At 62.9% G+C, this 18,483-nt stretch carries 14 protein-coding genes; 9 read left to right on the top strand and 5 right to left on the bottom strand.

Annotated features, from left to right (window positions below):
* Positions 1–98: 98 nt before the first annotated feature.
* Positions 99–338 (bottom strand): hypothetical protein, encoded by a 240-nt coding sequence (locus X727_RS1000000168450; RefSeq protein WP_196814986.1) that lies wholly within the window; start codon positions 336–338, stop codon positions 99–101.
* Between X727_RS1000000168450 and X727_RS158340 the strand changes: the two genes are divergently transcribed.
* The 5 genes from X727_RS158340 to X727_RS158360 all read left to right on the top strand — a co-directional run bounded on the left by X727_RS158340 (position 280) and on the right by X727_RS158360 (position 8,611).
* Positions 280–1,161 (top strand): PopZ family protein, encoded by an 882-nt coding sequence (locus X727_RS158340; protein WP_023833794.1) that lies wholly within the window; start codon positions 280–282, stop codon positions 1,159–1,161. The genes X727_RS1000000168450 and X727_RS158340 overlap by 59 nt on opposite strands.
* A gap of 266 nt (positions 1,162–1,427) precedes the next feature.
* Positions 1,428–4,211, top strand: a complete 2,784-nt coding sequence (locus X727_RS158345) for a valine--tRNA ligase (protein ID WP_023744775.1) — start codon at positions 1,428–1,430, stop codon at positions 4,209–4,211.
* Positions 4,212–4,571: 360 nt separating this feature from the next.
* The gene (locus tag X727_RS158350; RefSeq protein ID WP_023701680.1) at positions 4,572–5,786 is read left to right on the top strand and encodes an OmpP1/FadL family transporter; all 1,215 of its coding nucleotides are present in this window, start codon (positions 4,572–4,574) and stop codon (positions 5,784–5,786) included.
* Between the two features lie 289 nt (positions 5,787–6,075).
* The gene (gene ilvD / locus X727_RS158355; RefSeq protein ID WP_023733697.1) at positions 6,076–7,800 is read left to right on the top strand and encodes a dihydroxy-acid dehydratase; all 1,725 of its coding nucleotides are present in this window, start codon (positions 6,076–6,078) and stop codon (positions 7,798–7,800) included.
* Positions 7,787–8,611, top strand: coding sequence for a tetratricopeptide repeat protein (locus X727_RS158360; RefSeq protein ID WP_023667701.1), 825 nt, complete (start codon positions 7,787–7,789; stop codon positions 8,609–8,611). Before ilvD ends, X727_RS158360 begins: the two co-directional genes overlap by 14 nt.
* 144 nt (positions 8,612–8,755) lie before the next feature.
* Here X727_RS158360 and X727_RS158365 read toward each other — a convergent pair whose 3' ends face one another.
* The 4 genes from X727_RS158365 to erpA form a co-directional block, all read right to left on the bottom strand.
* Entirely contained in the window at positions 8,756–9,010 is a 255-nt protein-coding gene (locus X727_RS158365) for a hypothetical protein (protein ID WP_245260192.1), read from the bottom strand.
* A 116-nt stretch (positions 9,011–9,126) separates the two neighbouring features.
* Positions 9,127–9,921: an exodeoxyribonuclease III gene (gene xth, locus X727_RS158370; protein ID WP_023667698.1), complete on the bottom strand. Its 795-nt coding sequence runs from the start codon at positions 9,919–9,921 to the stop codon at positions 9,127–9,129.
* 8 nt (positions 9,922–9,929) lie between these two features.
* Positions 9,930–10,322, bottom strand: coding sequence for a VOC family protein (locus X727_RS158375; protein ID WP_023691101.1), 393 nt, complete (start codon positions 10,320–10,322; stop codon positions 9,930–9,932).
* Positions 10,323–10,326: 4 nt separating this feature from the next.
* Entirely contained in the window at positions 10,327–10,674 is a 348-nt protein-coding gene (gene erpA, locus X727_RS158380; RefSeq protein WP_031199080.1) for an iron-sulfur cluster insertion protein ErpA, read from the bottom strand.
* A 76-nt stretch (positions 10,675–10,750) separates the two neighbouring features.
* On the opposite strand from erpA, the gene X727_RS158385 reads away from it, so the two are divergent.
* The 4 genes from X727_RS158385 (at position 10,751) to nagZ (ending at position 18,419) form a co-directional block, all read left to right on the top strand.
* The gene (locus tag X727_RS158385) at positions 10,751–11,965 is read left to right on the top strand and encodes a deoxyguanosinetriphosphate triphosphohydrolase (RefSeq protein WP_023688214.1); all 1,215 of its coding nucleotides are present in this window, start codon (positions 10,751–10,753) and stop codon (positions 11,963–11,965) included.
* 62 nt (positions 11,966–12,027) lie between these two features.
* The gene (gene argS, locus X727_RS158390) at positions 12,028–13,791 is read left to right on the top strand and encodes an arginine--tRNA ligase (protein WP_023833793.1); all 1,764 of its coding nucleotides are present in this window, start codon (positions 12,028–12,030) and stop codon (positions 13,789–13,791) included.
* Positions 13,792–13,894: 103 nt separating this feature from the next.
* The gene (locus X727_RS158395) at positions 13,895–17,266 is read left to right on the top strand and encodes an SPOR domain-containing protein (protein WP_023833792.1); all 3,372 of its coding nucleotides are present in this window, start codon (positions 13,895–13,897) and stop codon (positions 17,264–17,266) included.
* Positions 17,267–17,399: 133 nt separating this feature from the next.
* Positions 17,400–18,419, top strand: a complete 1,020-nt coding sequence (gene nagZ / locus X727_RS158400) for a beta-N-acetylhexosaminidase (RefSeq protein ID WP_023833791.1) — start codon at positions 17,400–17,402, stop codon at positions 18,417–18,419.
* Positions 18,420–18,483 lie beyond the last annotated feature (64 nt).

Below are 18,483 nucleotides of genomic sequence, written 5' to 3'. Positions count from 1 at the left end.
GCGCTTCCCATGGATGCGCGGCGTTTGTCTTTTGTAGCCTAAATTGTTGAAATCCGGCGTCTTCCGAGATTGGGGATTCTCGGATGGCGATCCGTCGGCTACGCTGTCGCCATGATTCGTATCCGGCTTTGCCGGACAGGAATCCAGGAACGGGTCACTACAGCGCCACGCGTCCGATGGATGCGCAAAGGACGCTGTAGAACTTTGATTTGCGCCTGATCCTCTTCGAAAATCGAAAATCGATTTTCGGGATCATGCGCGGGGGCGGCGGATGTGACGATGGCGACGGCAAGCAGCGCACAGCGCGAACCTTCCATGGAAGAAATACTGGCTTCCATCAGGAGGATCATCGAAGACAGCGACACCGGCCGCAAGCTGCCGGGCGACGCCGATGAGTTGCGCCAGGACCTTGTGCCGGCCGCCGGGCCTGTTTCGGATGTCGAGGCATTCCGCAGCGAATTGCACAGCTCGACCGAAAGCAAGAAGCCGGTGACGCTGGCCGAGGTGCAGGCCCAACTGGCCGAGCCGGTGGTTGCGCGGCCGGAGCCGCGCTCCGAGCCGTCGCCAGTGAAGCCTGCCATTGCGGCAAATGCCACGACCGCCGCGCCACCCGCGCATGCTCCGATGACCCTGGCGGAAGTGAGCGCCAGGATAGCCAGCGAGCCTGCTCCCGCCGTCAGGGCAGAAGCTGCAGTGCGGGCAAAGGCGGAAACCACCGACTCGATCGTCACGGATTGGCGCCGCGAAATCGCGGCGGTTGGCAATCAGACAAAACCGGCTGAGACAGTACGGCAGCCGGAGATCAGGCAGCCAGAGACTGAAAATCGGCAGGCAGCAATCGCGGAGGTCGAGGCTTTCGAAGACGATCTCGCTGCCGAGCCGGCTTTCGAGGCTCATCCTTCGCGCAGCGAGCACGCGCGCCCGGCCGATACAACTCCGGTTCGGTCGGCGATCGTTTCGGAACATACGGGACGGCAGGTCGCAGCCGCCTTCGGCGAGCTCTCCGACGCCTTCGCCAGCCGCAGCAAGAAGACCGTCGACGAGATGGCCGAGGAGATGCTGCGGCCGATGTTGCAGGACTGGCTGGACAACAATCTGCCGACGCTGGTCGAGCGCCTGGTACGCGAAGAAATCGAGCGCGTCGCGCGCGGCGCGCAGTAGACATCACCATAGCCCGTTCCGGATTAAGGCGCCGCCTTCGGGCGACGCTTTCGCTGCAGGTCAGCTTCCGGCCGATGTCGCGAACACGATCAGGTTACCGTCGGGATCGCTGACGATGAAGGTGCAGGCATGGCCTTCCCGTTGAAATGACCAGGGCCCCGCCTATTTGCGTTGAAGGACTGAGGCCGCCCTCGCGGTTGACTTGGCCAAAACCTTCCGATTTACACCGGGTCAGCAAAACTCCCGACCGCGCGGACCATTTTCCCATGCTTGAAAAGACCTACGACGCCAAGACCGTCGAGCCCAGGATCGCCAAAATCTGGGAAGAGGCGGACGCATTTCGCGCCGGCGCCGGCGCCGAGGAGGGGGCGGAGGCCTTCACCATCGTCATCCCGCCGCCCAACGTCACCGGCTCGCTGCATATGGGCCATGCACTCAACAACACGCTGCAGGACATACTCGTGCGCTTCGAGCGCATGCGCGGCAAAAACGTGCTGTGGCAGCCCGGCATGGATCATGCCGGCATCGCCACGCAGATGGTGGTCGAACGCCAGCTGATGGAAAAGCAGATACATCGCCGCGATCTCACCCGCGAACAGTTCATCGACAAGGTCTGGGAGTGGAAGGCCGAGTCCGGCGGCGCCATTTTCAACCAGCTGAAGCGGCTCGGCGCCTCGGCGGACTGGTCGCGCGAACGCTTCACCATGGATGAAGGCCTGTCCAAGGCCGTGCTCGAAGTTTTTGTCAGCCTCTACAAGGAAGGGCTGATCTACAAGGACAAGCGCCTTGTGAACTGGGACCCGAAGCTGTTGACGGCGATCTCCGACCTGGAGGTCGAGCCGCAGGAGGTCAATGGCAATCTCTGGCACTTCCGCTATCCGATCGAGGGCGAGATTTTCGATCCGGAAAATCCTGGGACATTCATCACCGTGGCGACGACACGGCCCGAGACGATGCTGGGCGATACGGCAGTCGCCGTGCACCCGGACGACGAGCGCTACCGGCATCTGGTCGGCAAGAATGTCGTGTTGCCGATCGTCGGCCGGAAAATTCCGGTTGTGGCTGACGAGTATTCCGACCCGGAAAAGGGTTCCGGCGCCGTCAAGATCACGCCGGCGCACGACTTCAACGATTTCGAGGTTGGCAAGCGCCACAAGCTGCCGGCGATCAACATCCTGACCATCGAGGCGGCAATAACGCTCAGGGATAACGAGGATTTTCTCGCCGGGCTCGACGTGACGCCGGAGCGCCAGGCCGTCTGGGACGAGCTCGACGGTCTCGACCGTTTCGTCGCGCGCAAGAAAATCGTCGAGCTGATGGAGGCCGGCGGCTTCCTCGACAAGATCGAGCCGCATCGCCACGCCGTGCCGCATGGCGACCGCGGCGGCGTGCCGATCGAGCCGTTTCTGACCGAGCAGTGGTATGCAAACGCCGCCGAGCTGGCCAAGCCGGCGATCGCATCGGTGCGCGAAGGCCGTACCAACTTCGTGCCCAAGAACTGGGAAAAGACCTATTTCGACTGGATGGAGAACATCCAGCCCTGGTGTATTTCACGCCAGCTATGGTGGGGTCACCAGATCCCGGCCTGGTACGGGCCGGACGGCCGGGTCTTCGTCGAGAAGACCGAGGAAGAGGCGCTGGGCGCCGCGATCGAATATTATCTGGCGCTGGAAGGTCCATGGAAGGCCTGGGTCGAGGACAAGCTCGAGACCTTCAAGCCGGGCGAGATCCTGAGCCGCGACGAGGACGTGCTCGACACCTGGTTCTCGTCGGCGCTTTGGCCGTTCTCGACACTGGGCTGGCCGGATCACACGCCGGAGCTGAAAACCTATTACCAGACCGACGTGCTGGTGACCGGTTTCGACATCATCTTCTTCTGGGTCGCCCGGATGATGATGATGGGCCTGCATTTCATGCACGAGGAGCCGTTCCACACCGTCTATGTGCATGCGCTGGTGCGCGACAAGAACGGGCAGAAGATGTCGAAGTCGAAAGGCAACGTCATCGATCCGCTCGACCTCATCGACGAGTTTGGTGCTGACGCACTGCGCTTCACGCTGACGGTGATGGCGGCGCAGGGGCGCGACGTAAAACTCGATCCGGCGCGCATCGCCGGCTACCGCAATTTCGGCACCAAGCTGTGGAACGCGACACGCTTTGCCGAGATGAACGAGGTCGCGCGCAATGACGATTTTTGGCTGAACGACGCCAAGTTGCCGGTCAACCGCTGGATCCTGACCGAATTGACCCGGGCGTCGCACGCGATCACCGAGGGCATCACCTCATACCGCTTCAACGAGGCGGCAGGGGCTGCCTACCGCTTCGTCTGGAACCTGTTTTGCGACTGGTATCTCGAACTGCTCAAGCCGGTGTTCATGGGCACTGACGAGGCGGCCAAAGCCGAAAGCCGCGCCTGCGTCGCCTTCGTGCTCGACGAGATCTACAAGCTGCTTCACCCGATGATGCCGTTCATGACCGAGGAGTTGTGGGCGCAGACGGCGGGCGAGGGCCGGACGCGCGCAACGCTGCTTTGCCACGCCGCCTGGCCGTCGCCGGACTTCGAGGACGCGGACGCGGCCGCCGACATCAACTGGCTGGTCGATCTGGTGTCCGGCATCCGCTCCGTGCGCTCCGAAATGAACGTGCCGCCGGCGGCGATCGCACCGTTGGTGGTGGTTGGCGCCAGCGTCGAGACCCGGCAGAGGCTCGACCGCCATGCGTCCGCCATCAAGCGGCTGGCGCGGGTCGGCGATATCTCGCTGGAGGACGCGGCACCCAAGGGCTCGGCCCAGATCGTGGTCAACGAGGCGACGGTCTGCCTGCCGCTCGGCAGCCTGATCGATCTCTCCGCCGAGGCGGCGCGGCTGCAGAAAGAACTGGCCAAGGTGACCGAGGAAATCGCGCGGTTGCACAAGAAGCTGTCGAATGAACGGTTCGTCGCCAGCGCGCCGGAAGAGATCGTCGCGGCCGAGCGCGAAAAACTCGACGAATACCGCGATCAGCAGGAGAAGCTTTCGGTGGCGTTGACCAGGGTGCGCGACGCTGGTTGAGCGCTGGATTCGCAAGGCGCCGGCAAGTGCTTGGCGGCGGTTCTTTTGCTCGAACAACAGGCATTCCGTAAGGTTAATATTGACGTAAACGGAAAGTTTCAGCCCCATTGTTGCCATAATGTAACAATCGGGCCAAATAGCTCCGAAAGGGCTTGTTTTTGAGGTTTTTGTGACGGGTTTCACAGAATTCTTTCGCTGATCTGCCCCCGGAAAGTCGTTTTTCGGCCTTGCTTCGGAACCAGCCGCTGTGCCGGAAAGGCAGCCGGCTCAGGTGTACATGTACGCTATGTGAATTCATTGTTGCGCCGTTAACCCGAATTGGTTCTAGCTTGACCCACTAGTATTTCGGGGAGGATATCCATGAACAATCTGCGTTTTAAAACACTGCTGGGGGCGGGGTGTTTTTCGCTGGGCTTGATCGGTTCCGTACATGCCGGCGGCATCGAGCGCGGTGGCTACGACATCGACCTTCTGTTCGATCCGGCGCGCTTCGCCACCGAAGCCGAGGCGACCTACGTGATGCCTGAGCGCAAGCTCAAGAATGCCGTCGACGGCAACGCGACGCTCAACTTCAAAAGCACAGCTGATGACAGCGAAGGCTACTGGGTGCCGCGCATAGGCTTCAAGGCCGAGGTGGTTAAAGACGTCGACTGCATGGCTGACTATTCGCAGCCTTGGGGCGCGCATACGAATCCTGGCATCTGGAACGGCTCTTTCTCCAACATCGAAACCGATATCAAGAGCAATAATTACGCAGCCACCTGCTCCTACAAAATGGATGCCGGCAAGGGCCAGCTACGTTTTATCGGCGGTGTCTTTTACCAAGAAGTCTATGGTTTCAAGGAAAGCTTCATCACGCCGCTGGCGCCTGGCGCCGTTGGCCGCGTTGACCTAAAGGGTACCGGCTGGGGCTGGCGCGCCGGCCTTGCTTATGAGATCCCCGAAATCGCGCTGCGTGCCAGCCTCGTTTATAACTCGCAGGTCAAGTTGGACAATCTTGAGGGTACGCTCGACCTATCGCAAGTCGGCCAGGGTAAACCTGACATCTACGGTTCCGCGTCTATGCCGGATTCGGTGGAATTGAAGCTTCAGTCAGGCATCGCGCCTGGCTGGCTCGCTTTCGGCTCGATCAAATGGGTCAACTGGAGTGTGCTGCAGAGCATTCCGATCTGCTCGCAAGCAACCAAGGGCCTTGCACCTTGCACGACGATTTCCCCATTTCCAGTTAGGCTAACCTCGCTCGACCTGATGTACCGCGATGGCTGGACGGTGACCTCCGGCATCGGCCACAAGTTCAATGAGCAGTGGAGTGGTGCCGCCCAGCTATCTTGGGATCGCGGCACGTCGCACGGTGTTGGCTCGCAGACCGATACCTGGACGCTCGGTGGCGGCGTCGCTTACACGCCAACCGCCAACATCGAAGTGCGGTTGGCCGGCGCGGTTGGTGTACTGACCAGTGGTCACTCAGGCACGTTGACTGACGAGAATGGCTATGAGGCCGGTACCGACGTCAGCTACGACTTCGGCAACGATCTGGTCACGGCAATTTCGGGCGGCGTCAAGATCAAGTTCTAAGGCTCTGAAAATTATAACGAAAGGCCGGGTATAGCCCGGCCTTTTTGTTTTGTGGGTGGACCATCGAGCGATGACGGAAAACTTGGTGTTGCAAATCCGTCGCATCACTTTCACCTCTCGCAATTGTGACGTTTTGGCAACAGTTCCCGACCAACCCCCGCGCTACAGCCTCGCCCGAAGAAATTGCCCATTTCCCGCCATAAACCCGGCGCACCTCGAATTTGTCTCGGGACACGCGCCAGAAGGCTCGGCGATGGGGCAGGCCGCACCGCCCGCGGCAAGGAAGAGTATGGACGCCAGAGTCATTTCCAAGGCCAAGCTGCCGAGCCGCCATGTGACCGTCGGTCCGGCGCGTGCGCCGCACCGTTCGTATCTCTATGCCATGGGCCTGTCTGCCGCCGAGATCGCACAGCCGCTGGTCGGCGTCGCCTCCTGCTGGAACGAAGCGGCGCCTTGCAACATCTCGCTGATGCGCCAGGCGCAAGTGGTCAAGAAGGGCGTCGCCGCAGCCAACGGCACGCCGCGCGAATTCTGCACAATCACTGTCACCGACGGCATCGCGATGGGTCACCAGGGCATGAAGTCGTCGCTGGTGTCGCGCGATGTCATCGCCGATTCGGTCGAACTCACCATGCGCGGCCATTGCTACGATGCATTGGTCGGCCTTGCCGGCTGTGACAAGTCGCTGCCCGGCATGATGATGGCCATGGTGCGGCTCAACGTGCCGTCGATCTTCATCTATGGCGGCTCGATCCTGCCCGGCAGCTATCGCGGCCGCCAGATCACCGTGCAGGATGTGTTCGAGGCTGTCGGCCAGCATTCGGTCGGCACGATCAGCGACGCCGAGCTGCTCGAGATCGAACAGGTCGCCTGTCCTTCGGCCGGCTCCTGCGGTGCCCAGTTCACCGCCAACACCATGGCCACCGTCGCCGAGGCGATTGGCTTGGCGCTGCCCTATTCCTGCGGCGCGCCGGCGCCCTACGAGATGCGCGACCGCTTCAATTTCGCCTCTGGCGAAAAGATCATGGAGCTTGTCGCGAAGAACATCCGGCCGCGCGACATCGTCACGCTGAAGGCGCTGGAGAACGCGGCGACCGTGGTTTCGGCCACCGGCGGCTCGACCAATGCGGCTTTGCACCTGCCGGCGATCGCGCATGAGGCAGGCATCAAGTTCGACCTGTTCGACGTTGCCGCGATTTTCGAGAAGACGCCCTACATCGCCGACCTCAAGCCGGGCGGCAAATATGTCGCCAAGGACATGTTCGAGGCCGGCGGCATTCCGCTGTTGATGAAGACGCTGCTCGACCACGGCTATCTCCATGGCGACTGCATGACCGTGACTGGCCGTACTTTGGCCGAAAACATGGAGCATGTTGCCTGGAATGATAGCCAGGATGTGGTCCGTCCCGCCAACCGACCAATCACCCAAACCGGCGGTGTCGTGGGCTTGAAGGGCAACCTTGCCCCCGAAGGCGCGATCGTGAAGGTCGCAGGCATGACGGAGCTGAAATTCTCAGGCCCGGCACGTTGTTTCGATTCGGAAGAGGAATGTTTCGAGGCGGTCACGCACCGCAACTACCGGGAAGGCGAGGTTCTCGTCATCCGCTATGAAGGTCCGCGTGGCGGCCCGGGCATGCGCGAGATGCTGTCGACGACGGCGGCTCTCTACGGCCAGGGCATGGGCGGCAAGGTAGCCCTCATCACCGACGGCCGCTTTTCGGGCGCAACGCGCGGTTTCTGCATCGGCCATGTCGGGCCAGAAGCTGCCGTTGGCGGCCCGATCGGACTGTTGAAGGATGGCGACGTGATCTCGATCGACGCAACCAAAGGCACGATCGAGGTCGACCTGTCCGAGGCTGAACTGGCAACGAGGGCGAAGGCCTGGAAGGCGCGCACGACCGACTATCAGTCGGGCGCGATCTGGAAATACGCACAGACGGTAGGGCCTGCCCGCCACGGCGCGGTCACCCATCCGGGCGGTGCCAAAGAAACACATTGCTATGCGGATATCTGAGTTGTTGAGGTCGTCTGTCCTTCCGGCACTGGTCGCTGTTGCGATCTTTGGCGCCGTGGGCCAGGCCATGGCCTTCGACGACAAGGTGTTCGACGACAAGACCGGCGTGAAGCCGCAATCGAGCCCATGGGCCGTGTTCCAGTTCGGCTTCTCCGCCTACAAGAGCGGCCATAAGGAACAGGCGGTCGAGGCCTATAAATACGCCGCCGAGAACGGCCAGATCGGCGCCACCTGGAAGCTCGCGCGCATGTACGCCGAAGGCGACGGCGTGACGCGCGACGACTATGCGGCCTTCAAATTCTTCTCCGAGATCGTCGATCAGGATGTCGAGCCGGGATCGCCGGAGGAAAGCTATGTCTCCGACGCGCTGGTGGCGCTGGGCGACTATCTCCGGACAGGCATCCCCGGCAGCCCGGTCGAGGAAAACGAGGTCGCGGCGCAGGAATATTACATGCGCGCGGCCGCCAATTACCGCAACCCGAACGCTCAGTTCGAGATGGGCCAGATGTTTTTGAAGGGCGAGGGCGGCGTCAAGGCCAGCGTCAAGCAGGCCGGCCGCTGGTTCCAGCTCGCCGCCGAAAAAGGCCATGCCGGCGCCCAGGCGACGCTCGGCAATCTTCTGTTCCAGAGCGGCAAGATCGTGCGCGGGCTGGCCATGATGACCGCCGCGCTCGAACGCGCCTCGCCGAGCGACCAGCCGTGGATCCGCGGCATGCAGGAAGAGGCATTTGCCGCCGCCGGCGAAGCCGACCGTCGCACTGCCATTTCGCTTGCCGACGACATCCTGACCAAGGGCGGCGGCGACCAGTGAAATTGCCAATCTCCCCCTTGAGGGGGAGATGCCCGGCAGGGCAGAGGGGGGTGTNGCGAAATTCTCCGCAAGATTGGCGGGGCAGCACCCCCCTCTGGCTTGCCGGCCATCTCCCCCTCAAGGGGGGAGATTAGCTCACATCCATCAGTTCTCGGTGAGTTCCGCCGGCGCCGCTCTGTGTACCGGCATCGAGATCGGCGTGACGTGCAGATGCGGCTTCATCGTGCTGTCGGGGCAGCTGTCGCCGATCTTGGTCCATGAGGTGTTGTTGAGCACCAGGTCGCAGCGGGCCATATGGCTCTTGTCTGAAACCGTCAGGCAGGTGACCTGGCCGACCTGGTAGGACTTGCCATTGGCCAGGCACTGCTGGTCGGCAAGTGCCGCTGCAGGGGAGGCCATGGCAAATGCCAGGCCGATTGGACAAAGGAGGAATCGTAGTGCCATGGAACCCCAGCCGCCATGCTGATCTCTGACTGAATGGCGCGATTGTGGCGACATCAGGGTTTCGGCTGATATCAAGCCGGCAGCAGCGCCAGATCGATCGCCACCGGCACGTGGTCGGAAGGCTTTTCCCAGGCGCGCACATGCTTTTCGATCGAGGCCGAGGAAAAGCGGTTGGCCGCTTCGGGTGACAACAGCAGATGGTCGATGCGGATGCCGTTGTTCTTCTGCCAGGCGCCGGCCTGGTAATCCCAGAAGGTGTAGACGTCGGCGGCATCGGTGACGGCGCGCACCGCCTCGGTAAAGCCGAGATTCTTCAGTCGCCGGAAGGCCTGCCGGGTCTGCGGCTGGAACAGCGCATCGCCAAGCCAGTTCTCGGGGAAGCGCGCATCGACCGGCTCGGGGATGACATTGTAGTCGCCGGCCAGCACCAGCGCCTCCTCCAGAAGCAGCCGCTGCTCGGCCCAGCGATGCAGCCGCTCCATCCAGGCCAGCTTGTAAGGAAATTTCTTCTCGTCATCGATGGGATTGCCGTTGGGCAGATAGAGCGAGGCGACGCGTAGCGCGCCCTGGTCGGTCGAGAACACGCCCTCGATGAAGCGCGCCTGCTCGTCGGCGTCATCACCGGGCAGGCCTCTGATAACCTCGTCGAACGGAAGTTTCGACAGTAGGGCGACGCCGTTAAAGCCCTTCTGGCCATGGGTTTCCACGTTGTAGCCAAGCGCCTCGATCTCGGCGCGCGGGAACTGCTCGTCGACCGACTTGATCTCCTGCAGGCAGACGATGTCGGGCTGGCTTTCGCTCAGCCAGTGGGTGAGGTTGCCGATGCGGGCGCGAATGCCGTTTATGTTCCAGGTAACGATTTTCATGGGCGGCCTCAGGGATGTTCGGGCGAAAGACGTTCGACAAGCCCGATCGTATTGCCTGCCGGGTCCTTTAGAAAGGCCATCCACTCGCTTTCCCCCGCCGTTCCGAACGTGCCTTCGGTGTCGTTGTGGACGAGCGCCGGCGGTGCGGTGAAGGGAACGCCGGACGCTTTCGCCTCGGCGTGGAAGGCTTCGAGCCCGGCTATATCGAGATAGACGGTGCCGGCCGGAACGCCATCGGTGAACAGCAACCTGATATCACCGGCCATGATGAAGGCGATGCCCGGCGGATCGTAGCGGGCGTGAACGTTGAGGCCGAGCACATCGCGCCAGAAGGCCAGCGTCACGTCGAGATCGCGCCCGGCCGACAGTGCGACCTGACGGACCGCGCCGACGCCGGACATCTGCCTAGATGGAGAAACTGGTGCCGCAGCCGCAGGAGGCGACTGCATTGGGGTTGCGGATCTGGAACGATTGGCCCATCAGATCGTCGACGAAGTCGATCACCGAGCCGCCCATATAGACCAGCGACAAATCGTCGATCAGCACGGTGGCGCCGTCCTTTTCGATGGCGACGTCGTCGTCGTTGCGCGTATTGACCAGGTCGAACTTGTAGGAAAAGCCGGAGCAGCCGCCGCCCTCTACGGAGACGCGCAGCGCCGTCTTGCCGGCCTCGCCAGAGACGATTTTCGCGATCCGCCTGGCGGCGGACTCGGTCATCTCGACTTTCATGGCAGTCTTGGCATCAGCGCCCATGGGCGTCACCTTGCTTTCAGTTTCACATGATAGGTATGAAGCGGGAAGGGGCAAGTCAACTGCGGCGGCATCAGCCATGACAAATGAGCTTGGCGACATTGGGTTCGGCTATCGGCCGCGCGCGGCCTATGCCAGCGACCCAGCCAGGTCGCGCGGGCGGCTCTATGACGAGGTCGAGAGCCCGACTCGCACGCCATTCCAGCGCGACCGCGACCGTATCATTCATTCGACTGCCTTCCGCCGCCTGAAGCACAAGACGCAGGTGTTCGTCGCCCATGAAGGCGACCACTATCGCACCCGGCTGACGCATTCGATCGAGGTGGCGCAGATTGCGCGGGCTCTGGCGCGAGCGCTGCGCGGCGACGAGGATCTGGCCGAGGCGGTCGCCTTGGTGCACGATTTCGGTCACACGCCGTTCGGCCATACCGGCGAGGACGCGCTGAACGAGCGGATGGCCCAATGGGGCGGCTTCGACCACAATGCGCAGTCGCTGCGCGTGGTGACGCGGCTGGAGCGGCGCTATGCCGAGTTCGACGGGCTAAACCTGACCTGGGAAACGCTGGAAGGGCTGGTCAAGCACAATGGGCCGCTGACAGATGCCAAGGGAAAAGGGCTCAAAGGCCCGGTGCCGCAGGCGATCCGCGACTATTCCGAGCTGCACGACCTCGAACTCGACCATTTCGCCGGCATCGAGGCGCAATGTGCTGCGATCGCCGACGATATCGCCTACAACACCCATGACATCGACGACGGCCTGCGCTCCGGCTTCCTGACCTTGGACATGCTGGAAACGGTGGCGCTGCCGGGATCGATCCTGGCAAGCGTGCGCGCGCGCTATCCGGGCCTGGACGATGTGCGCACCGGCCATGAGCTGATGCGCCGGCAGATCACGATGATGGTCGAGGACGTCATTGTTTCCACCACCGCCAATCTTGAGCGCATCAAGCCTGACAGCGCCGAAGCGGTGCGGGCGGCGGGCGAAACGATGGTGACCTTTTCCGCTGACGTGGCGGCGACCGAGAAGGAATTGAAGACCTTTCTCTACAAGCATCTCTACCGGCATGACGAGGTGATGCGCGTGCGCACTCAGGCCGAGCAGATCGTGCGCGACCTGTTCGATGTCTATTACGCCGATCCGCGCGCCATGCCGGACGGCTGGCGGGAGGGGCTCGACCGGGCGGAGGACCGCATCAAGGCGCGCAGCGTCGCCGATTTCCTCGCGGGGATGACGGATACCTACGCCTTGAAGGAACACCGCCGTCTGTTTGACCATACGCCCGATTTAAGCTAGGGCGGGCGCGATTTGCCGGCCAATGAGCCGGTTCCCCTGCACAGTCCGCCAGAGCAAGACCCATGAACATCTTCGCCGATTTCAGCGCGCGAATCACAAAAGCCGTCGAAGCGCTTGATTTGAAAGACAGTAATGGCGTTTCGCCCGACCTGTCGCGCATCGCCGTCGAGCCGCCGCGCGACGCCAGCCATGGCGATCTCGCCACCAATGCGGCGATGGTACTGGCCAAGCCGACAGGGCACAACCCGCGGGCGCTGGCCGAGCGGCTGGTGGAAGTGCTGCGCAGCGACGCCGATGTTGCCGAAGCCGACGTCGCCGGTCCCGGCTTCGTCAATCTCCGGCTCAAGGACGCTTTCTGGCAGGCACATCTGACCGCGGTGCTCGGCGAGGGGCAAAACTACGGCCGCTCGACCATTGGTGGCGGCAAGAAGACCAATGTCGAATATGTCTCGGCCAATCCGACCGGGCCGATGCATGTCGGCCATTGCCGGGGCGCGGTTGTCGGCGACACGCTCGCCAATCTGATGGCCTTCGCCGGCTATGACGTCACCAAGGAATACATCATCAACGACGCCGGCGCGCAGATCGACGTGCTCGGGCGTTCGGCCTTCCTGCGCTACCGCGAAGCGCTGGGCGACGACATTGGCGAGATACCGGCCGGCCTCTATCCCGGCGATTACCTTGTGCCGGTCGGTCAGGCGCTGGCTGCCGAATTTGGCCGCAAGCTCTTGCAGATGCCCGACGATGAGTCGCTGGCAATCGTCAAGGACCGCACGATCGACGCCATGATGGTGATGATCCGCGAGGATCTGGCGTTGCTCAATGTGCATCACGACGTTTTCTTCTCCGAGCGCACGCTGCATGCCGACAATGCCAAAAAAATCCGCTCGGCGATCAACGATCTGACGCTGAAAGGCCATATCTACAAGGGCAAGCTACCGCCGCCCAAGGGCGAGAAGCCGGACGACTGGGAAGACCGCGAGCAGACGCTGTTTCGCTCGACGGCGGTCGGCGACGACATGGACCGGGCGCTGGTCAAGTCCGACGGCTCGTTCACCTATTTCGCCGCCGACGTCGCCTATCTCAAGGACAAGGTCGACCGCGGTTTCGTCGGCCTGATCTATGTCCTGGGCGCCGACCATGGCGGCTACGTCAAGCGGCTGGAAGCGCTGGCGCGGGCGATTGCAGGCGATGATCTGAAGCTGCAACTCACGGTGCTGCTGTGCAATCTGGTGAAGCTGTTTCGCGATGGCGAACCGGTTCGGATGTCGAAGCGGTCGGGCGACTTCGTGACCTTGCGCGAAGCGGTGGAGGAGGTGGGCCGCGATGCGATCCGCTTCATGATGCTCTACCGCAAGAGCGACGCGCCGCTCGACTTCGATTTCGCCAAGGTCACCGAACAGTCCAAGGACAATCCCGTGTTCTACGTGCAGTACGCTTCGGCGCGCTGTCATTCGGTGTTCCGGCAGGCGAGCGAGCAACTGGGCGAGGCCAATTTCGACCGCAACAGCCTGGCCGCGGCCTCGGCGTCGCTCACCGATGAGGGCGAGATTGGCCTGATCCGGAAGCTGGCTGAATATCCAAGGCTGATCGAATCCGCGGCCCTTGCGCTGGAGCCGCACCGGCTGGCATTCTACCTCTACGATCTGGCTTCCACCTTCCATGGACACTGGAATCGGGGCACCGAGAATGCCGACTTACGTTTTGTTAAGGTTAACGACCGACAATTGACTCATGCCAGACTAGGGCTGGTGCAGGCTGTTTCGGATGTTTTGACCTCCGGCCTGACGCTGATTGGGGCTGATGCGCCCACTGAGATGCGTTAGGTTTAACTAAAACACCTGTCACCATTTGCCCACATTGCGCTGGTAAGGGCCAACCCTACGCGACGTCCATGGCGTCCGAATGAGTGCGAGTTCGGGAACAATAATGGCAGACAGAACCCAGCTGAGAGTAGCCGACAACAACGACATCGCCGAAGATGATCCGTTCGCTGAACTGACCAGGATCATGGGTTTCGATCCGCGCCAGCCGGTCAAGCCGCAGGCGCCAGCCGTCGAGACGGCTGCGGACGAGGGCGATTTCGACATCGACCTCGAGAAGGAGTTGATGGGCGAATTCGGCGATGAAGTCGGTTCCATGGAGGCCAGCCAGCCAGCTCCCGAGGTTCACCAGCCTGCCGCTGAGCCCTACGAACCTGCTGCCGAGATTCGCGAGCCGGAAACCACCGATGCCGCGATGGACGATGCGCTGGCTGCTTCGCTGGAATATGATTTCGTCTTCGACGATGCCGCCGATCTGGATTTCGGCGCTGCCCCGCAGGCTGCGGCTGCTCCCGTTGAACCCTCGTTTGCCGAACCTTCGTTTGCCGAGCCCGCATTCGACGAAGCTGCATTCGACGATGATTTCGACAATGCCGTCGCCAGCTCGCTGGAAAACGTATCGCCGCTCGAAGACGACCTGCCGATGGATGACGACCTTGCCGCTTCGCTCGAGCAGGGGTTGCTGCTCGATGACGGCGCGACCGTCGCCCATGCCGCAGATGTCGCGCAGGTTGCTGCTGCGCCTGCCGACGATCTCGCGTTCGACGATGATTTCGACAATGCCGTCTCGATGTCGCTGGAAGACGAGCTGACGCTGGACGGTCCTGCGCCGGCGCAGGACCAGTATGCCGCGCCAGTAGCCGAGGCGCCGGTCGTCGGCGCCGCCGACCACGCTGTTGCCGACGAGGATTTTGCGGTTCATTTCGATGACGCGATGGCCGATGTCGACATGGACTTTGCAGCCGAGCATTTCGAGCCTCAGGCTTTCGAGGCTCAGCCTGTTGAGGCCGAGGATCCGGAAGAGCGCGATCTGGATGTCAGCGATCTGCAGGTCAGCGCGCCGGTTGAGATGGATGCGCCGGAAGTGGACGAGACGCCGGCCTGGACCGTGGAGGCCAGCCCCTCTCATGAGACTGCGCACGAAGCATTCGACGATTTCGATCTGAGCATCGATGATGCGCTTGCCGATCACGAGCCGGTGGCCGAGACCGCACCCGCTCCGGTTCAGCCAACTCCGGTCGCACCAGCCTATGTGGCGCCTACCAATATGGCGACCCCGGCCGCTCCGGTCGCTGACGAACGGACGTTGGAAGATGAACTCAACGCGCTGCTTGGCGCCATGACCACACCACGCCCGGCGCCAGTCGCCCCGATTCCGGTGGTCACCGAGCCCACCAGGGCTGCCGCCATCGAGCCCACCAGGACTTATGAGCCGGTTGCCCCGGTGCAGCGGTCCGTCGCGACGCCGGTCGCTCCGGTCGATAATCTCGACTGGGACCTAGACGAACACGCGCCTGCTCCTCAGGAGGCCCAGGCGGACGATGCCGATTTCGACGATCTGCTTGCCGGCGAACTTGAAGGCCATGTGCCCGAGATCGAGTTCGATGATCACGCCTTCGACGCGGCGCTGGCCAAGGGCATCGATCTCGGTCATGACGATACGGCAGCACCGGTCGCTGGCGATTGGCGCTCGACGCCGCCGGAGCCGGCGCGTTCGTGGAGCCGCGTGACTCCTACCCCGGCCCAGCCTTCCTTTGCAGCGCAGCCGAAACCTTCTTTTGCAGCGCAGCCGCAAGCTTCTTTTGCAGAAAAGCCGTCCATGCCGCCGGCGGCAGCGCCAAGCTATCGCGACCAGCCGGTTGCCGCTGCTGCCTATGTGGCGCCGACGCCATCGCGCCCGCCTCAGGCCTATGACGAGATGCCGGACGTCGAGACGGTCGATGTGCCGGAGCGTGTGGTGGCGATTGCCGACGACCTCGACATTCCAGAACTCAGCTTCGAGCAAGACGAGCCGGCCGCCTATGACGACATCGACGCCGAATTCGCCGGCATGCTCAACGAGATGAACGCGGTGGAAGTGGCGCCGCCCACTGCCGCACGCAGTGCCGGCTATGATGACGATTCCTACAGTTCCGGCTTCAGTTCGGGCCACGAGCTCGACCAGCGCGCCTATGCGGCGCGGCCAGCCGAAGTGCTTGCAGCCACGCAAGCTCACCACGCCGATGCCGCCGGCGGCTTCGACATGGACGATCTGCCCGGCAGCCAGCCGGTTTCGCAGGCCGACGATTTCGCGGTCGACGAACTCGACTACGATCCGGATCTGGACGAGGCAATGGCGGTGCCGGGCCTCGCCGAGCAGGAAGCCGCACGGCCGCGCAGGAGCGGCCTGCTGGTCGCGGGGGTCGTTGCTGCGGTTGCGATTGCCGGCGGCCTTGGCGCCTTCGCCTTGTCGTTCGGCGGCAAGGGCGGCAGCGATGCGCCGGTCATTGTCAAGGCCGACAACAGGCCGATCAAGGTCAAGCCCGAAAATCCGGGCGGCGCCGTGGTGCCGAACCAGGACAACAAGGTTTATGATGCGGTCGCCAAGGGTACCAAGCCGGCCGAGCCGGTTCAGGAGAAGCTGGTCACCAACACCGAAGAGCCGGTCGATGTGAAGGCGCAGGAGCCTGAAAGCCGCGTCGTCGATCTGTCGCCCGACGATACCGACGCTGCCCCAGGCCCCGACCCTGCCGGCAACCCCGAAGCTGCCGTCAGCCCCGACGCGGCTGTCGCGCCGGCGCCAAAGTCCGAGGACCGCATCGCTCAGGTGCTGCAGGAAGCCGACAAGAACCCCGATACCGTCGCCGTTGCCCCGCGCAAGGTGCGGACCATGGTGGTCAAGCCCGACGGCTCGTTGGTGGCCCGCGAGGACTCGACGCCGGCCGCGCCGCAGGTTGCGGCGACTGAGCCGCTTGACCCGGCGCCGCAGCACGTCGCCCCTTCGGCCGATGCCGAGCAGACCGGCACCGTGGCGCCTGCCGATCAGGCAAATAGCGACCAGGCAAGTGCCGAGACCGCCAAGCCGGTCAAGCCGGTGAAGCCGGCGGCCACGCCGAAGGCTGAGACCCAGTCCGCCAACACGCCGCAGACGGTTGCCGTGGCGCCGCAGCGCCCGTCCGACCAGCCGGTCGACGTGGTCGGCGAGGTCAAGCCCGACCAGGTTGCCTCCATTCCGGCGACGGCTTCGACATCGGGCGGTTCGTGGTCGATGCAGATCGCTTCGCAGCCGACGGTCGAAAGCGCCCAGGCCAACTACGCCGACCTGCAGCGCCGCTATGGAAATGTGCTCGCCGGTCGCACCGCCAACATCGTCAAGGCGGAGATCGCCGGCAAGGGCACCTTCTACCGTGTCCGGGTGCCTGCGCAATCGCGCAACGATGCGATCAATCTGTGCACCAGCTACAAGGCTGCCGGAGGCAACTGCTTCGTGTCGCGGTAAGGCCGGATCCAATTATCAGAGCCGGTGCGTTCCCAAGGGTCGCGCCGGCTTTTTCATGTGGATGGGCGAGAGGTTGAGGCGCTTGCCGTCCGGGGAGATTCCCTTTGGCGGCGCGAAGCCCTAAACTGGTGGAATGACCGAATCAAAATCCATGATCCTCGGCTGTGCCGGGAAATCGCTGACCCGCGAAGAAATCCGTTTCTATCGCAATGAATGCCCGTGGGGCTTCATCCTGTTTGCGCGCAATATCGGCGAAACGGAGCAGATCCGCGATCTGGTCGCCGAAATGCGCGACTGTATCGGGCGCCTCGATGCGCTGGTGTTCATCGATCAGGAAGGTGGCCGGGTGCAGCGCCTGCGGCCGCCGCTGGCGCCGAACTATCCCGCCGGCGGCGCGCTCGGTGCATTGTGGCGCAAGGACCATGATGCCGGCACCCGCGCTGCCTGGCTGATGGCGCGGCTGCACGCCTTCGACCTGTTACGCTACGGTATCTCTGCCGATTGCCTGCCGGTGCTGGACGTGCCGATCGAGGGCGCCAGCGACGTCATCGGCGCGCGCGCCTATGGCAAGGAGCCGCGCCCGGTCATCGAACTCGGCCGCGCGGCGGCGGAAGGGCTGATGTCGGGCGGCGTGCTGCCGGTCATGAAGCACATTCCGGGTCACGGGCGCGCCTTTGCCGACACGCATTTCGAACTGCCTGTGGTCGATGCCTCGCTGAGCGACCTGCAGCGGCATGATTTCGCCCCGTTCCGCGAGCTTAGCCATCTGCCGATGGCGATGACGGCGCATGTCGTCTACAGCGCCATCGATCCGAACAACCCAGCGACCACCTCAGGCAAGGTCATCGACGAGATCATCCGCCGCGAGATCGGCTTCGACGGGCTGTTGATGAGCGATGACACCTCGATGAAGGCACTTTCTGGGGATTTCCCGACAAAGGCGGCCTCGATCCTTGCGGCGGGCTGCGATCTGGTCCTTCACTGCAATGGCGTTTTCGAGGAGATGGCGGGCATCGCATCGCGAACCACGGGACTTGAAGGGACGTCGCTGGAGCGCGCCAAGCGGGCGCTGACCTATATAAGGGATCGCGACCGGGCCGACGAAACCGAGATACGCGCCGAGTTTGCCACCTATTTCGATGCGGTGGCCTAGAGACGGATGATTTCAGGTCTGTTCGACCTGAAATCTGAATCCGTCTCTAAATTAGATATAGAGA

Origin of the sequence: Mesorhizobium sp. L103C105A0, from assembly GCF_000502215.1 — a bacterium.
Classification (GTDB): domain Bacteria; phylum Pseudomonadota; class Alphaproteobacteria; order Rhizobiales; family Rhizobiaceae; genus Mesorhizobium.
This window is presented reverse-complemented; position numbering and strand designations above follow the sequence as displayed.

Coding starts and splice junctions, on each gene's coding strand:
- X727_RS158340 (WP_023833794.1), top strand. CDS start 280: ATGGCGACGGCAAGCAGCGCACAGCGCGAACCTTCCATGGAAGAAATA.
- X727_RS1000000168450 (WP_196814986.1), bottom strand. CDS start 338: ATGGAAGCCAGTATTTCTTCCATGGAAGGTTCGCGCTGTGCGCTGCTT.
- X727_RS158345 (WP_023744775.1), top strand. CDS start 1,428: ATGCTTGAAAAGACCTACGACGCCAAGACCGTCGAGCCCAGGATCGCC.
- X727_RS158350 (WP_023701680.1), top strand. CDS start 4,572: ATGAACAATCTGCGTTTTAAAACACTGCTGGGGGCGGGGTGTTTTTCG.
- ilvD (WP_023733697.1), top strand. CDS start 6,076: ATGGACGCCAGAGTCATTTCCAAGGCCAAGCTGCCGAGCCGCCATGTG.
- X727_RS158360 (WP_023667701.1), top strand. CDS start 7,787: ATGCGGATATCTGAGTTGTTGAGGTCGTCTGTCCTTCCGGCACTGGTC.
- X727_RS158365 (WP_245260192.1), bottom strand. CDS start 9,010: ATGGCCTCCCCTGCAGCGGCACTTGCCGACCAGCAGTGCCTGGCCAAT.
- xth (WP_023667698.1), bottom strand. CDS start 9,921: ATGAAAATCGTTACCTGGAACATAAACGGCATTCGCGCCCGCATCGGC.
- X727_RS158375 (WP_023691101.1), bottom strand. CDS start 10,322: ATGTCCGGCGTCGGCGCGGTCCGTCAGGTCGCACTGTCGGCCGGGCGC.
- erpA (WP_031199080.1), bottom strand. CDS start 10,674: ATGGGCGCTGATGCCAAGACTGCCATGAAAGTCGAGATGACCGAGTCC.
- X727_RS158385 (WP_023688214.1), top strand. CDS start 10,751: ATGACAAATGAGCTTGGCGACATTGGGTTCGGCTATCGGCCGCGCGCG.
- argS (WP_023833793.1), top strand. CDS start 12,028: ATGAACATCTTCGCCGATTTCAGCGCGCGAATCACAAAAGCCGTCGAA.
- X727_RS158395 (WP_023833792.1), top strand. CDS start 13,895: ATGGCAGACAGAACCCAGCTGAGAGTAGCCGACAACAACGACATCGCC.
- nagZ (WP_023833791.1), top strand. CDS start 17,400: ATGACCGAATCAAAATCCATGATCCTCGGCTGTGCCGGGAAATCGCTG.